Source organism: Kitasatospora sp. NPDC058965 (assembly GCF_042741245.1).
GTDB lineage: Bacteria > Actinomycetota > Actinomycetes > Streptomycetales > Streptomycetaceae > Kitasatospora.
On sequence record NZ_JBHYKG010000028.1, the window covers coordinates 1 to 15,422 of the forward strand.

The window sequence follows — 15,422 nt, forward strand, 5'->3', positions numbered from 1 at the left end:
GTCGTTGGTCACCATGCAGTCCGACACCGGATCGGCGCTGCAGAACTGGTCTCTGGGCTTACCCGATCTTCCCCAAGCCCGGGGGGGGTCCCCGGCGCTGGTTCCGGGGTCCCCACCGGTTCACCGCGTCCTCGGCGCGCCGTTCCTCGGTTGGACGGCGCGCCACGGCCGCGCGATCCCGTGCACCTCGCCGGGCTGCCGGTCACCGGTGAAGGTGTAGAGCGGGTAGCCGTTGTAGGCCACCTGGTGCTGGCCGTCGGGGCGGGTGACCAGGCTCAGCGCGCCGGCCAGCCCGTCCGGCAGCCGCAGCGCGACGGCGGGGTCGTGCAGCAGCGGGTGGCGGGTCGTGGTGCAGGGGTCCACGCACATGACGGTGCCGCCCTGCTCCGTGGTGTTGAAGTAGAGGGTCAGCCCGCCGAGGTCGGCGAGCACCCGGCCCAGCGAGTCGGTGTCCGTGACCTGCACGGTCAGCGGTGCGGGCGAGGGCGCGGCGCCGGGCACCGCCGCGGGCGCCTGCTGCGCGGCCGGGACGACCCGGTCCGCCGAGGCGCCCGGGCCCGGTGGCCGGGCGCAGCCGGCGAGGGCGAGGCTCGCCGCGAGGGCGAGGAGGGTGACTGCTCTGCTGCGCATCGCGCTGCCTCCGGAGCTGACGGGGTGTCGGTGGCCGGTCTGTCAGTAACTGATCGTCACGTTGCGGACGAGGTGGCTGTCGTTCGCCCAGCCGGTCGCGGCCGAGAACCCGGCCAGCACGTTGGCGGGCAGCGCCACCGGGGTGTCGATCACCTGCTTGCCGTCCACGGCGACCAGCAGGTGGCCCGCCGCGGTGGCCGTCACGTCCACCGTGTGGGTGCCCTGCCGCAGGTTCGGCACCGCGGTCGAGGTGGCCGCGTAGAGCAGCCGGCCCCCGCTGCTGCCGGTCGCCACCGCGACGAAGTTGCTCGACGGGTCACCGGTGTTCTGCCAGGTGTCCAGGGTCACCGCCAGGCCCGGCAGGCCCAGCCAACCGAGCCCGCCGCCCGCGCCGCCGAGCGCGGTCGGCCCGGCCTTGGCGGCGTCCAGCAGCACGAAGGCCAGCCCGTCCGCGCCGTTCCCGCCGCCGATCTGCGCCGTGAACCGGGCGTGCAGCCGGGTGGCCGAGACCGCGGTGCGGTCGAAGGCGCTGCCGCGCTGGTTGGACTGCGCGGCGGTGAGCACGAGGTCGCTGCCGGACATCGCGGCCGAGCCGTTGAAGGCCCACGCGGCGGGGCCCGGCGGGGCCAGCGCGTACCCGGTGGCCGAGACCGCGGCGCCGCGCACGGTGTGGATGTCGGTGTGGCTGCCCGTCCCGCCGGTGAAGGCCACCAGGGCGGCGGGCGGCAGGCCGCTCGCCGGGGCCTGCAGCACCTTGGCGCCGTCCAGCGTGACCGTGACGGTCTGTCCGGAGACCGCCACCGTGACCTGGTGCGCCCCGGTGCGCAGGTCCGGGATCGCGGTGGCGGTCTGCGCGTAGGTCAGCGTGTCGCCGCTGGCGCGGATCGCGATCGAGGCGAAGTTGCTCGCGGGGTCGGTGGCGTTCTTCCAGGTGTCCAGGGTGACCGCGACGCCCGGCAGCCCGGACCAGCCGAGGCCGCCGCCCGCCGAGCCGAGCGCGGTGGGCCGGTTGACCGCCGGGTCCAGCAGCGCGAAGGTCTGCCCGTCCGCACCGGTGCCGCCGCCGATCACCGCGGTGAAGGCGGCGTTCAGCCCGTTGGTCAGCACCGGGGTCGGGAAGACGGCGGAGCCGGCCTGCCACGCGGTCGCCTGGGTGAGGATCAGGTCGTCGCCGGAGAGCTGGGCCGACCCGTTGAGCTGCCAGCCGCCCGCCCCGGGGGTGGGCAGCACCACTCCGCCGGCCGGCGCGGTGCCCGCGGCGGTGAGCGTGGCGTTCTGCGGGCCGCGCCCGTCGTCCGAGGTGATCTGGTACGTCCCGGTGATCGGGCCGACCGCGGTGGGCGTCACGGTGACGCTCTGGTGGATCACCTGGCCCGGGCCGAGCACCTGACCCTCGCTCATCGGATTGCTGACGGTGAACGGCGCGGTCGGCGGGGCGGCCTTGGTGATGGTCAGCGCGATGTTGCCGGTGTTGCTGACGTCGAAGCTCGCGGTGGCGGACTGGCCGACCCGGACCGGGCCGAAGTCGGTGGTGGCCGGGCTGACGGTGAGCACCGCCTCGCCGACCACGGCGGAGCCGCTGAGCGGGACCGAGGCGGTGCCGCTGGTGCTGCTGACCGACAGCGACCCGGCGTCGTCGCCGGCGACGGTCGGCGCGTACTGCACCTGGACGGTGACCGAGCCGCGCGGCGGGACCTGCGCGCCGGCCGCCGGCAGGCCGCTCGCGGTGAACGGCGCACCCGGCGCCGCCGTGCCGGAGACGGTCTCGGTCGCGGTGCCGGTGTTGGTGAAGGTCACGCCCAGGCTCGCCGTGGTGCCGGTGGGCAGCGTGCCGAAGTCGAGCGCGGCCGGGGTCGGCGTCAGGCCCGCCCGGGTGCCGTAGCCGGACAGGCCGAGCCCGGTGGTGCCGGTGGTCGTGGTGATGGTCAGGTTGCCGATCGCGCCGCCGGGCGCGGTCGGCGCGAAACTGACCAGCACGCTGTAGGACTGGCCCTGCGCCAGGGTGACCGGCAGTCCGGCGGGCGCGGCGCCGAACGGCGCGGCGGCGCCGATCGCGGTGATGGTCACGGCGCGGGTGGCGGTGACGGTCGCGGTGGCACCGCCGGTGCCGCCCACCGCGACGTTGCCGAAGTCGACCGGCCGGCCGGTCAGCGCGGAGGCCGCCGGCCGGCCGAAGGCGAGCAGGTGGCCGTCCCGGGTGCCGACGAAGACCCGGCCGTTGTCGGTGGCGGGGACGGCGAACTTCGAGGCGGTGCCGATCGGGGCGGAGTAGCGCAGGTGCATCGAGCCGTTGACCGGCACGGCGTCGTAGGCGCGCAGCTGGCCGTTGGCGCCGCTGGAGCCGTCCGAGTACTCGGCCCAGACGATCGCCGAGCGCGGGTCGGTGCCGGTGGAGGTGACCACCGGCGAGCCCGAGCTGTACCCGAAGGTCTCCGCGCTGGCCCCGGCCGCGCTGAGCGCGGGCTGGCCGCTGCCGGTGGTGCCGTAGGCCAGCGCGCGCAGCGGGCCGCGGCTGCCGATGGTGTAGACGAACGGGCTGGTGCCGCCGAACGCGGCCGGGTGCCCCCAGACCCCCTCGTACGGGCCGGTCACCCCGAGCACGGCGTCGGTGCCGCCCGGGCCCTGCGAGCGGCCGCCGAGGTTGTCCCGGTCGAGCAGGAAGATCCGCCCGTCCTTGCCGACCTGGGTGAGCAGGTGCGGGTGGGCGGCGGTGCCGAAGGCCGGGCCGGGCAGCGCGGTCGGGCCGCCGGAGCCGAGGTCGGTGTCGTTCGCGTCCAGGGTGGGCGCGTTGGCCGGGCTGAAGAAGTCCTGGGCGGAGAGCGAGCCGTCGCTGTTGACGCCCAGCCGGACCACCGACTCGGACTGGGTGCCCGGCGGGTGGGTGCCGGGACCGGGCGGCGGGGAGACGCCGTTCCCGGTGGCGAACAGGATCCGGCCGGGGCCGTCCGAGACCAGGCCGCCGCCGGCCTGCCAGACGCCGGACTTGGCACTGGAGGAGGAGTCCTCGGTGGCCCACAGGGTGAGCGCGCGGGTGCTGGTGTCGACGCCCGCGACGTAGCCGACGTAGCTGCTCAGGTCGCAGTGCGAGCCGAAGCCCGCGTAGACCGAACCGCCCATCAGCAGCAGGCCCGGACGCTGGTGCGCGGAGTACGGGTTGAACGGCCGGGTCGGGTCGTTCACCGGCGCGCCCTGGATCGTCACCGGCCAGCCGGCCCGCTCGGCGCCGGTGGCGGTGTCCAGCGCGTGCAGGTACCAGTGCGGGTGGTCGGTGTCGGGCCCGTCGTTGACCTCGGAGGTCAGGTAGACGGTGTGGGTGGCCGGGTCCACCACGGGGGTGGCGGTGACGCCCAGATTGGGCGTCAGGTCGCCGCAGCCGATCGCGGAGGCGGGCCACGGGGCGCCGAAGCTGCGGGACCAGGTGACGGCGCCGGTGGCCTCCGCGATCCCGTACACGTGGTCGTTCTCGGTGGCGACGATCACGGTCCCGTTGCTGATCACCGGCTGCGCGTACACCTGCCCGTCGACCGGCGTGCTGAACAGCTGCCCGAAGTCCGAGCTCGACACCTGGGCCGGCCCCAGCCCGGCTTCGTTCGCGTCCCACCCGGTCCGCAGGGTGTCCTGGTCGATGGTGACCTCGTCGGCCCGGGCCGGGAGTTGACCTGCCGTCAGCCCGGTCCACCCCCCGGCCAACAGGGCCCCGCCCACCAGCAGGGCGAGACGGCGGCGCAGGCGGACGGCTGGGCGGCGGTCGCGGATCATGGTGTGATGGTGGGCTTGTCCGCCCGTCGGGTCGGGGCGTGTCGCCGCGGACGCGCGGGGCGGGTCACCCGGAAGGGTGCGGCGGGGATGCGGAGGTCGGGTGCTCCTGCTCGGTCGGGTGCTCCTGCTCGGTCGGGCACCTCTGCTCGGTCGGGCACCCCTGCTCGGTCGGGCACCCCTGGTCGGGAGCCCCGGGCCGGCGGGCGGGAGGATGGGGCGTCGGGATGCCGGGAGTGGAGGAGGAGCGCGGTGCTCGGTCGGATGGCGGCTGCGGTGGTGCCGGTGTGCGGGCGGTTGCGGGTGAGTACGGCCGCGCCGGCGGGGGCGGCGGCGGGGGCGATCATCGCGGCGAACCACACCTCGTTGGCGGATCCGGCGATCGTGCTGGCCGCGCTGCACCGGCTGGGGGTGCGGCCGGCCGTGCTGGCCACCGCCGGGCTGTGGCGGATACCCGTGCTGCGCACGGCGCTCGACCGGGAGGGGTGCATCCCGGTGCGGCGCGGGACCGAGCGGGCGGCGGACGCGCTGGACGAGGCCGCGGCGGCGCTGCGGGACGGGCGCACGGTGCTGATCTACGCGGAGGGGGGCCTGCCGCGCCGGCGGGACTCGGGCGAGCGGGCGCCGGGGGAGTTCCGCAGCGGTCCGGCGCGGCTGGCGCTGGCCACCGGTGCGCCGGTGCTGCCGCTGGGTCAGGTCGGGGCGCGCCGGCTGAGTTCCGGCAGCGGCGCCAAGCAGCTCGCGGGGGTGCTGACCGCCCCGCTCCGGCGGCCGGACTACCACGTGCACCTCGGTGCGCCGGTCCGGGTGGCGGGGGAGTTGGCGCAGGCCCGGACCCAGGTCCGGGACGCCGTGACGGCCGCCTGGCAGGAGGCCGTGGAGCGGCGCGGCCGGAGCTGAACGGCCCTCCGGAACAAGCCGGTTGAGGACCGGACCGACCGGGTAGGGAGGCTGGCGGAGAAGGGGGGTACGCGTGATGACGCGTCGTTGGCTGGTGACCGGTGGTTCGTCCGGGCTGGGTCTGGCGCTGGTGCGGGCCGTGCTGGCCGCCGGGGAGCGGGTGGTGGCGACCGGGCGGCGACTGGCGGAGCTGGAGCGGCTGGCCGAGCAGTACCCGGAGCAGTTGGTGCCGGTGCGGATGGAGGCGCTGGATCCGGCGGACTGCGCCGCGGCCGTCGGGCTGTGCGCCGAGCGGTTCGGCGGACTGGACGTGCTGGTGAACAACGCCGGGGCCGGCGTCTACGGCGCGGTGGAGGAGGTCTCCGACGAGGAACTCCGGGGCCAGCTGGAGTTGTTGACGATCGCCCCGTGGCGCCTGGCGCGTCTGGCGCTGCCGCTGATGCGGGCCCAGCGCAGCGGGCACGTGGTGAACGTGTCCTCGCTCGCGGGGCGGGTCGGGTTCCCCGGCCTCGGTGCCTACGTGGCGGGCAAGTTCGCGCTGGAGGGGATGAGCGCGGTGCTGGCGGCCGAGGTGGCGCCGTTCGGGATCCGGGTCACCGTGGTGGAGCCGGGCGGGTTCGCCACCAGCTACGGCACCGCGATGGCGGAGACCGCCGACCGGCGCCCGGAGTACCAGGAGGCGCTGGCCCCCATGCGGGCCGGGCTGCGCGCCATGGCCACCATCCCGGGCATCAACCAGCCCGAGGAGTTCGCCGCGCTGGTGCTGCGCGCGGTGGCCGCCGAGGAGGTGCCGCTGCGCCTGCCCGCCGGTCAGGACGCGTACGGCTTCCTGCACGGGGCGGTGGACGCGGACCGCGCCGAACTGTCGGCGGCCCAGGCGTTCGCCTTCGCCCTCGCCGAGGAGGACTGACGCCTGGGCGGACCGACGTCGAGGAGGACTGACGCCCGGGCGGTTGACGTCGAGGCGGACCGACGGCCGGGCGGGTGACGTCGAACAGGTGTGACCGGGGTAGCACAGTCGAGTGATGCTCCGTCAGTCTGCGCTGCTCGGAGCCGTTCCGCTGCTAGCTTCTGATGCTCTGTCACCGGAGGAAAGCAGTGGAGCGATGCGGATCACCTGTGTCGGCGGTGGCCCCGCCGGGCTGTACTTCTCGATCCTGATGAAGCTGCGCGACCCCGGTCACGAGGTCACGGTCCTGGAGCGCGACCCCGCCGGAGCCACCTACGGCTGGGGCGTGACCTATTGGGCCGCGCTGCTGGACCGGTGCCAGGAGGCCGACCCGGTGAGCGCGCGGGCGATCCGGGAGGCCTCGGTGAGCTGGCGGCACGGCGTGGCCCACGTGGGCGGCGAGCGGGTGGTCCGGCCCAGCGACCAGGGCTTCGGCATCGGCCGGCACCGGCTGCTGGAGCTGCTGGCCGACCGGGCCCGCGAGCTCGGGGTCCGGATCGAGTACCGGCGCGAGGTGCGCGAGCCCGGCCAGGTCGGCCCGGCCGACCTGGTGGTGGCGGCCGACGGGGTCAACAGCGCGCTGCGCCACGGCCGGTTCGGGCCCACCGTGGCCCACGGCAGCAACCGGTACGCCTGGCTCGGCACCCGCAAGGTCTTCGACGCCTTCACCTTCGCCTTCGAGCGGACCCGGCACGGCTACGTCTGGTGCTACGGCTACCCGTTCGACGACGGGACCAGCACCTGCGTCGTCGAGTGCACCGAGGCCACCTGGCACGGGCTGGAGCTGGACCGTCTCGGCGAACCGGAGGGGCTGGCCCGGCTCGGCGAGCTGTTCGCGGAGCCGCTGGACGGGCAGCCGCTGCTGGCCGGCCCCGGCGGCCTGCGCTGGCAGACCTTCCGCACCGTCACCAACCGGCGCTGGTCGGACGGCAAGGTGGTGCTGCTGGGCGACGCGGCCCACACCACCCACTACTCGATCGGCGCCGGCACCAGCCTGGCCCTGGAGGACGCGCTCGCCCTGGCCGCGGCCCTGGACCGCCCCGGCACCCCGGTGCCCGAGGCGCTCGCCGACTACGAGCGCGAGCGCCGCCACGCCCTGCTCGCCACCCAGAGCGCGGCCCGGTACAGCGAACGCTGGTACCAGAACGTCGGCCGCTACCTCAGCCTCAAGCCCGAGCAGTTCTTCGCGCTGCTGGGCCAGCGGCACTCACCGCTGCTGCCGTACCTGCCGCCGCAGCTGTACTACTGGGCCAACCGCGCGGTCGAGGAGTCGCCGGCGCTGCGCCGCCTGCGCGGCCGGGTCGGGAACCAGGTGGCCCGGGCCCTGCACGCGGGGCGGGACGGCAGCGGGGGGCGGTGAGGCGGACCTTCTCCGGACGGCGGCCGGTCAGGCGGACGATCTGCGCGCGGCGGCCGGTGCGACGACCCACCTCCTGAGGGCGGCCGGTGCCGGCGGCCCCGTTCCGACGGGATCCGGGCGGCCCCGCCGGAGCGGGGCCGCCCGGGCCGCCTCAGCTGGTCAGCCGGGGCAGCTGCGGGAACTGCCGGGCGGCAGCCGCGCCCTGGGCCGGCGTCATCAGCCGGCTGATCGCCGGATCACCGGCCACCTCGACGGCCTGGTCCTCGGTGAGGGCCCGCACGCCCGGCAGGTTGGCCCTGCCGTCCCAGGCCAGGCAGGTGCTCAGGTCGAGCTGCACCTCCGTGCCGTCGGGGTGGGTGACCAGGACGACCGTGTCCTCGATGCAGTTGCCCGGGACGTGCTCGACCCGGACCGCCTGCCCGCGCCGGTCCCGGAAGCAGCCGTCGGACGGGCCGCACGCCCGGTCCGGATCGGCGGTGTGCAGGAAGACCCGGATCATCCCGGTGCCGGCCGCGGTGGTCCGGTAGGTCTGGGCGACCGTCCAGTCCGGTCCCGACGAGGCCTCACCGGCGTAGGTGCCGGTCGTCCCACCTGTCGGCAGCGCGTGCAGCAGCGCCGCCAGCAGGGCCTCGGGCGAGGTCGGCACGGTGCCCGGGGCCGGTGCCCCGGCCGACCGGGCACCAGGGGAGGACGCGGGCGACGGGCCTGCGGGCGACGGGCCTGCGGCTGACGGGCCTGCGGAGAGCGCCGCGGCCGCGGCCGCCGGGACCGTCGAGCGGTCCGCCGTCGACAGCGGCCCGCCGAGCAGCAGGCCGGCCGCGGTCAGGGCGGCCATCGAGCCGGTGAGGCCGCCGGCCCGGCGGATCCGCCGGGTCCGTCGGCCGCCGCGGATCGCGGCCGGGACCAGCCCGCCCAGCGGTGGTGGATCCTGGGACGCGAGCTCCTCGCTCAGGTCCGAGCGAAAGTCCTTCACTTCTGACGCACCTTCGGTTGTCGCTTCGCACGCCGGCCATGCGGAACCGCTCGGTCGCGGTTCTGTCCCTCTGGACGGGTCGGGGGCGGCCCGGGGTGACACGGTGCGGGACGGAATCTGGTGGGAGTACGGATTGTCAGTGCCGGCTGCGAGGGTGGCAGTCATGGACGAGGAGCAGTTCATGCGCGGCCGGGTGTACGGAGCGGACCACGAGGACCCCGATCCGGGACCCCGCCCCGGCCGGGCCTACCGGATCCTGGTGGCCGGCCCGCTGGACGGCCTGCTGCTCGACGTCACCGACTGGAGCCCGCGCACCCTCGACGAGGGCGCCGCCCTGGCCACCGAGATCGGCCGCTTCGGCCCCGGTGGCCACACCCGCTACGGCCCGGGCACCACCCCGGACGGCCGGCGCTGGTACTGGGAGGGGGACGTGCCGTAGGGCAGCCCGCAGCGAGGAGCCCGGTCAGACCTCAGGGGCCCGGCGGGTCGGCTTCGCGCAGGCGGTGCAGGAGGGTCTCGACGTCGAAGTGCTCCGACTCCAGGCCCGGGGGGACCACGCAGGCCGTCCAGCGCAGGAAGGCGTGCACCACGTCGGCGCGGGCGCGCAGCAGGGCGGCGGTGTCCTGGCCGCGCAGCGAGACGAAGACGCTGTCGGCGTCGGTGCCGAGACCGGGGAAGACGGAGACGTCGCCCAGACCGGTCCAGTCGTGCAGGCCGCCGAGCAGCACGTCGCGGGAGAGCGCCCAGGTGACCGGGCGCGGCAGGTCGATGTGGTTGTCCAGGTAGACGGTGTACGGGTCGTGCGACCGGTAGCGCAGCCGGGCCGGGACCGGGACGGCGAGGTGGGGCGAGACGATCGCCTCCAGCAGCACGTACGCCGTGCAGACGGTGCCGGCACAGCGCTGCGGCGGGACCGCGCCGTCGTCCCCGTGCGGGCCGGGGAAGCCGGGGAACGGGCCGTCGAACGGTTCCTCGTCGTTCACGCGGACCCCCCGGTGCGCACGGCGATCGGGCCGGGGAAGGCCGGAACCCTGGGCAGAAACGATTCTTCAGGAGTGCCTGGCGCACCCGTGTCGGACCACATGCCCTGTCAAACGATCGAGCCCCCGGCTGGTGACACCGACGGCGTGGCCGAGTCGATGACCTCCTCCAGGACCTCCCGGGAGCGGAGCAGATCGCCGATCAGCCGGTCGATCCGGTCGCGCTCGCGGCCGAGCTCGTCGAGCAGCTGCGGGGTGGCGCACTCGCTCGGGGCGCCGTCCGCGTCCCGCAGGCAGGGCAGCAGCAGAGCGATCTTCGTGCTGTTCAGGCCCGCCGCGTAGAGGGTCTGGATCCGCACCACCCGGTCCACCGCCCACTCGTCGTACTCCCGGTGCCCGCCCGGGGTGCGCTCCGCCCGCAGCAGCCCCTGGGCCTCGTAGTAGCGCAGCGAGCGCTCGCTCACCCCGCTGCGCCGGGCCAGTTCACCGATCCGCACGTCCTCGCCCCCAGGTGGTCACGGGTTGAATCTGACACCAGTGTCACCTTCTACCCTGCGGGTGCGTCGAACACACACGAACCAGGGAGGGGACGGCCATGGGTGAGCTGACCGGCAAGGTGGCACTGGTGACCGGCGGCAGCCGCGGCATCGGGGCGGCGGTGGCCAGGCGGCTGGCCGCGGAGGGTGCGGCGGTCGCGCTGACCTACCGGCGCGAGGCGGACCGGGCCCGCGCGGTGGCCGGGGAGATCGAGGCGGCGGGCGGCCGGGCAGTGCTGATCCAGGCGGACCTGGCCGAGCCGTCGGCCGCCGAGCGGGTGGTCGAGCAGACGGTCCGGGAGCTGGGCCGGATCGACGTGCTGGTGAACAACGCGGGCTTCCTCACCCACGGTCCGCTGGCCGAGGTCCCGGCCGAGGAGGTGGACCGGGTGCTCGCGGTGGACGTCCGCTCGGTCTTCCTGACCGCCCAGGCCGCCGCGCGGCGGATGGCCGCGGGCGGACGGATCATCAGCATCGGCTCCTGCTTCAACGGCCGGGTGCCCGGGGCCGGCTTCGTGCTGCAGGCGATGGCCAAGTCCGCCCTGGTCGGTCTGACCAGGGGCCTGGCCCGGGAGCTGGGCCCGCGCGGGATCACCGCGACCGTGGTGGACCCGGGCCCGATCGACACCGACATGAACCCGGCCGACGGCGAGAGCGCCGATGACCAGCGCGGCCTCACCGCGCTGGGCCGGTACGGCGAGGCCGAGGACATCGCTGCCGCCGTGGCCTACCTGGCCGGCCCCGGCGGACGGTACGTCACCGGGACCGGCCTCGCGGTGGACGGCGGCTACACCGCCTGAGCCGGCACGGCCCGACCCGGTCCGGGGCCGCTGTGCCCCGGCGCCGCCCGACCCGGTACGGCTCGACCCGGTGCCGCCCGGAGCGGTCCCGCCTGAGCCGTCCGGGGAAATGGTCCGACCTGCCGCCGCGTCCCGCCCGTGCCTGCCCGCCGGTGCGGGAGGATCCCCACGGCGAGGACCGAGCGAGGAGGCGGCGGCGCGATGGACGAGACCACGGAGGCCGACACCGACGGCCCCGCCGGCGCGCACCCGGTGGCCGGGCGGAACGCCGAGCGGCGGCGCTGGCAGGCGTTGGCGGTCTGCCTGCTGGTCGGCTTCATGACCCTGCTGGACGTCTCCATCGTCAACGTCGCGCTGCCCTCGATCCAACACGGCCTGGGCGCGAGCGAGGCCGACCTGTCCTGGGTGCTCTCCGGCTACGCGCTCACCTTCGGTCTGACCCTGATCCCGGCCGGCCTGCTGGGCGACCTGTGGGGCCGGCGCACCGCCTTCCTGACCGGTCTGGTCGGCTTCACCGTCACCTCGGCCGCCTGCGGACTGGCGCCGACCGCGACCGCGCTGGTGGCCGCCCGGCTGGTGCAGGGCGTGGCCAGCGGGCTGCTCGGACCGCAGATCTCCGGACTGATCCAGGAGATGTTCCGCGGTCCGGCCCGGGCCCGGGCGTTCGGCTACTTCGGCACCACGGTGGGCCTGGCCACCGCGGTCGGTCCGCTGGCCGGCGGGCTGCTGATCAACGCGGCCGGGAGCCAGGACGGCTGGCGGTGGGTGTTCTTCGTCAACCTGCCGATCGGGGTGGTGGCCTTCGTGCTGGCGCTGCGGCTGATCCCGCACGGCGGGCGGCTGTTGAGCCGCGGCACCCGGCCGCGGATCGACGTCGTCGGGGTGGCGCTGCTGGCCGCCGGGCTGCTGGCGGTCCTGCTGCCGCTGGTGCAGGCGCAGCAGTGGAAGGGGGCGGTGAAGTGGGGGCTGATCCCGCTCGGCCTGCTGCTGCTGGCCGGGTTCGTGCGCTGGGAGCGGCGCTGCCGGCTGCCGCTGGTGGACCTGACGCTGTTCCGGATCCACTCCTACCGGTTCGGCACGCTGCTCGGGATGCTCTACTTCGCCGGGTTCACCACGATCTTCTTCATCTTCACGCTCTACCTCCAGCGCGGGCTCGGGTACAGCGCGTTGGAGGCGGGGGCGGCGATCACGCCGTTCGCGGCCGGCTCGGCGGTGTCGGCGGCGCTGGGCGGCCGGCTGGTCAGCGAGCACGGGCGCACGGTGATCATCGCGGGGCTGGTCACGGTGCTCACCGGGACGGCGCTGGCGGCGCTGGCCGTGCACCTGGTGCCCGGTCACGGCGCGGGGTACGCGACCGCCGCGCCGCTGCTGGTGGCCGGGATCGGCTCGGGGCTGGTGATCGCGCCGAACCAGAGCCTGGCGCTGGCCAGTGTGCCGGTGGCCCGGGCGGGCACGGCGGGCGGGGTGCTGCAGACCGCGCAGCGGCTGGGCACGGCGAGCGGTGTGGCCTGCGTCGGCGCGGTGTTCTTCGCGCACCTGTCGAGCGGCGGCAGTTGGGCGGGGGCGTTCCAGCTCGGGGTGCTGGTGGCGCTGGGCTTCGAGGCCAGTGCGCTGGGCTGCGCGCTGGCGGACGTGCGGCAGCGCGGCTGACCGCGCCGCGCCGCCGCACCCCGGTTCAGCCGAGGCCGAGCGCCGCCGCGGTCCGGTCGGCCATCGCGGCCTCGCCGATCGCGTTCGGGTGGACCGGCACGTAGTTGCTGCCCCAGAGCACCGGCTCGATCCAGCGGGTGCCGACCGGCTGGCAGGCGTCGTGGCCGTCGGATGCGGTCGACATGTCGACGTAGGTGGCACCGGTGTCGGCGGCCGCGCGCTGCACGGCGGCGTTCAGGTGGGACTCCAGGTCGCGCAGGTACGGGATGTCGCCGGAGGCGATCGGCATCTTGGCGAAGCAGCCGGACACCGCCTGGGCCGGCACGATCCACGGGTAGCCGAGGATCGCCACCCGCGCGTTGGGCGCCTTGGCCCGGACGGCGGCCAGCGCCGAGCGGATCGCCGGGTAGGTCGTGGAGTCGATGGTGTCGTCGAAGCTGGAGCCGTAGATGCTCTGGCACGGGTGCCCGAAGCCGAGGGTGACCACGCCGGCCGAGCCGCAGGCCAGGATCGCGTTGATGAAGGTGTTGCTGTCGTTGCCGCCGATGGTCATCGTGACCAGGTCGGTGCCGACGTCGAGGGCGTCCAACTGCGGGGCCACGCCGGGGTACTGGGAGCCGGCGAAGTCCTTGGTCTGGGCCCCGCCGCAGGTGGCGTCGGTGAGGTTCAGGCCGGCCGAGGCGGCCAGGTCGTGCGGGTAGTTGACGCTGGACCGGGCGCACTCCAGCGGGGCGCTCAGGTCGAGCGGCAGCACGCCGGAGCCGGCGCTGTAGCTGTCGCCGAGGGCGACGTAGTCGAGCGGGGCGTCGGCGTGGGCCTGGGCCGGGAGCACGAGGAGCGGGCCGGCCAGGGTGACGGCGGCCACCACGGTGGCGGCCAGGCGGCGGGTGCGCGCGCGCAGGGACATGCGGGTCTCCTTGAAACCAGGGGTGGGGGCTGTGCCAAGGGACAGTGGACAGACCGGACCGTGGGGGCGGGCCGGACATGTTTCCGCGAAGTTACTGGCCGGGAAGTTACCCACTGGTTCGCAGTGGGGTCAATGGCCATGACACGATTTGTCACCAAGGTGACCTGAGGCCCGCTCGACTGCGGATCGAGCGGCGGGGGCGGCTGGGGTTGCGCCGGCGAAACCGCCCGATCCGGTGGTTGGACCCCTGGGGGGAAACGGGTACAACAGCGGCAGTGAAGTGCGAGGAGGCGTCCGTGATCCCCACCTGGCGTACCGGCAGAACCCCGACCCGCGACTCAGACACCGGCTCCGATCCGCAGGACGAACGGACCGTCACCTTCCTGCGCCTGGGGGTCGGCCTGATCGGCATCCTGCTCCCGGTCGTGCTCCCGTTCGGGAACTGGCTGTTCGCCGAGTTCCGGGGGCTGGGCACCAGCGGCGTCTGGCCGGTCTCGATGAGCGGTTCCTACTACACGAGCACCCGCAACGTCTTCGTCGGCAGCCTGTGCGCCCTCGGGGTGTTCCTGATCTGCTACCGGTTCGACCGCCGGGACGACCGGTGGAGCACGGCCGCCGGGGTGTGCGCGGTCGGCGTGGCGCTCTGCCCGACCGCGCCCGTGCACGCGACCGCCTTCCGGTCCGCCGTCGGGGTGGTCCACCTGGTGCTGGCCGCGCTGGTCTACCTGGTGCTGGCGCTGTTCTCGATCGTCTCGTTCCGCGACCCGCACTACGCCCGGCGCCCGTGGGTGGCCCGCGGCTACCTGACGGCGGGTCTGCTCATCCCGCTCTTCCTGGTGCTGGCCGTGGTCGCCTCGCTGACCCACCTCGGCGCCGACTGGACGGTCCACCCGGTCTACCTCTGCGAATGGCTCGCCACTTGGGCGTTCGGCGCCGCCTGGACCGCAGCCGCCGTCGAACTCGCCGCCACCAACGGCGCGTTCAGCCACCCAGCCGTCGCCCCGGCGGCACCGGCCGCACCGTAGGCGATCAGCGGCCCGGCCCGCCGGCGGACCTGCGGGCCGGTCCGGCGGCGGTGATCCTTACCGTCAACGAACGGCTGCCCCGGGATACTCGACGCGACCGATACGGGGACGGCACGGAGGGGAGCCCGCCATGAGTGCTGGGCTGGGGATCGCGGCGGACGAGGACCGGCACAGCGGCCCGGGGCGGCAGCCGGGGCGGCGCCGGGGCCGGGCCGGGCGGGTGCGGACGAAGCGGCCGTGGTGGCAGGAGGTGCTGGTGCTGGTGGCGGTGGCCCTGGTGCTGGCGCTGGGCATCAAGACCTTCTTCGTGCAGGCGTTCTCGATCCCCTCGGGCTCGATGGAGAACACGCTGCAGGTGGGCGACCGGGTGCTGGTGGACAAGTTCACGCCCTGGTTCGGGGCCCAGCCCGAGCGCGGGGACGTGGTGGTGTTCCGGGACCCGGGCGACTGGCTGCGGGACGAGCCGACCCCGAAGTCCAACGACCTGCAGAAGGTGCTGAGTTTCGTCGGCCTGGCCCCGGCGGCGGACGAGAAGGACCTGATCAAGCGGGTGATCGCGGTCGGCGGCGACACCGTGGACTGCGAGGCCGGCGCGCCGGTCCGGGTCAACGGGGTGGCGCTGGACGAGCCCTACCTCTACCCCGGGGCGACGCCGTGCGGGGACCACCCGGTGGGGACGGTCAAGGTGCCCGCGGGCAAGCTGTGGGTGATGGGCGACCACCGCAACGACTCGGCCGACTCGCGCTACCACACGGACGATCCGGACGGCGGGTTCGTCCCGGTGAAGAACGTGATCGGGCGCGCCTTCGCGGTCGCCTGGCCGCTGCCGCACTGGGCCACGCTCCCGGTGCCGGCCACCTTCGACCGGCCCGGGCTGAACGGCGGGGCGCGCTGACCGCCCGACCGACCCCGCGAACGGGTCCGGCGCGACCCCCGGAAGGGGGCCGCGCCGGACT

Annotated in this window: 14 protein-coding genes; 8 read left to right on the top strand and 6 right to left on the bottom strand. The window is 75.1% G+C overall.

The genetic code is table 11. The features are described 5' to 3' along the window. Positions 1-120: 120 nt before the first annotated feature. Positions 121-630, bottom strand: coding sequence for a hypothetical protein (locus ACFW1A_RS07540; protein ID WP_380405781.1), 510 nt, complete (start codon positions 628-630; stop codon positions 121-123). 42 nt (positions 631-672) lie between these two features. After that, the gene (locus tag ACFW1A_RS07545; RefSeq protein ID WP_380405784.1) at positions 673-4,389 is read right to left on the bottom strand and encodes a choice-of-anchor D domain-containing protein; all 3,717 of its coding nucleotides are present in this window, start codon (positions 4,387-4,389) and stop codon (positions 673-675) included. Between the two features lie 249 nt (positions 4,390-4,638). Here ACFW1A_RS07545 and ACFW1A_RS07550 point away from each other — a divergent pair, with 249 nt between their 5' ends. The 3 genes from ACFW1A_RS07550 (at position 4,639) to ACFW1A_RS07560 (ending at position 7,595) form a co-directional block, all read left to right on the top strand. Next, a complete protein-coding gene (locus tag ACFW1A_RS07550) occupies positions 4,639-5,286 on the top strand; it encodes a lysophospholipid acyltransferase family protein (protein WP_380405787.1) in 648 nt (215 codons plus the stop codon). 76 nt (positions 5,287-5,362) lie between these two features. Next, positions 5,363-6,196, top strand: coding sequence for an SDR family oxidoreductase (locus ACFW1A_RS07555; protein ID WP_380405790.1), 834 nt, complete (start codon positions 5,363-5,365; stop codon positions 6,194-6,196). A 196-nt stretch (positions 6,197-6,392) separates the two neighbouring features. Then, positions 6,393-7,595, top strand: a complete 1,203-nt coding sequence (locus ACFW1A_RS07560; protein WP_380405793.1) for an FAD-dependent monooxygenase — start codon at positions 6,393-6,395, stop codon at positions 7,593-7,595. Between the two features lie 151 nt (positions 7,596-7,746). On the opposite strand, the gene ACFW1A_RS07565 is transcribed toward ACFW1A_RS07560, so the two are convergent. Then, entirely contained in the window at positions 7,747-8,568 is an 822-nt protein-coding gene (locus ACFW1A_RS07565; RefSeq protein ID WP_380405796.1) for a hypothetical protein, read from the bottom strand. 163 nt (positions 8,569-8,731) lie between these two features. Here ACFW1A_RS07565 and ACFW1A_RS07570 point away from each other — a divergent pair, with 163 nt between their 5' ends. Beyond that, complete coding sequence (locus ACFW1A_RS07570) at positions 8,732-9,007, top strand: hypothetical protein (protein ID WP_380405799.1); 276 nt, start codon at positions 8,732-8,734, stop codon at positions 9,005-9,007. Between the two features lie 31 nt (positions 9,008-9,038). Here the strand turns inward: ACFW1A_RS07570 and ACFW1A_RS07575 are convergent, their stop codons facing one another. Beyond that, entirely contained in the window at positions 9,039-9,551 is a 513-nt protein-coding gene (locus tag ACFW1A_RS07575) for an SsgA family sporulation/cell division regulator (RefSeq protein WP_380405802.1), read from the bottom strand. A gap of 107 nt (positions 9,552-9,658) precedes the next feature. Then, on the bottom strand, positions 9,659-10,045 hold the full coding sequence (locus ACFW1A_RS07580) for a MerR family transcriptional regulator (RefSeq protein WP_380405804.1): 387 nt from the start codon (positions 10,043-10,045) through the stop codon (positions 9,659-9,661). Between the two features lie 98 nt (positions 10,046-10,143). On the opposite strand from ACFW1A_RS07580, the gene ACFW1A_RS07585 reads away from it, so the two are divergent. Further along, the gene (locus ACFW1A_RS07585) at positions 10,144-10,884 is read left to right on the top strand and encodes an SDR family oxidoreductase (protein ID WP_380405807.1); all 741 of its coding nucleotides are present in this window, start codon (positions 10,144-10,146) and stop codon (positions 10,882-10,884) included. A gap of 201 nt (positions 10,885-11,085) precedes the next feature. Beyond that, positions 11,086-12,534, top strand: coding sequence for an MFS transporter (locus ACFW1A_RS07590; protein ID WP_380405810.1), 1,449 nt, complete (start codon positions 11,086-11,088; stop codon positions 12,532-12,534). 25 nt (positions 12,535-12,559) lie between these two features. Here the strand turns inward: ACFW1A_RS07590 and ACFW1A_RS07595 are convergent, their stop codons facing one another. Continuing rightward, a complete protein-coding gene (locus ACFW1A_RS07595; protein ID WP_380405813.1) occupies positions 12,560-13,441 on the bottom strand; it encodes an SGNH/GDSL hydrolase family protein in 882 nt (293 codons plus the stop codon). A gap of 296 nt (positions 13,442-13,737) precedes the next feature. Here ACFW1A_RS07595 and ACFW1A_RS07600 point away from each other — a divergent pair, with 296 nt between their 5' ends. Continuing rightward, positions 13,738-14,466 (top strand): hypothetical protein, encoded by a 729-nt coding sequence (locus tag ACFW1A_RS07600; RefSeq protein WP_380405816.1) that lies wholly within the window; start codon positions 13,738-13,740, stop codon positions 14,464-14,466. 130 nt (positions 14,467-14,596) lie between these two features. Next, positions 14,597-15,361 carry a signal peptidase I gene (lepB, locus tag ACFW1A_RS07605; protein ID WP_380405819.1) on the top strand — a complete coding sequence of 255 codons (765 nt, stop codon included), beginning with the start codon at positions 14,597-14,599 and terminating at the stop codon, positions 15,359-15,361. Positions 15,362-15,422: the final 61 nt, after the last annotated feature.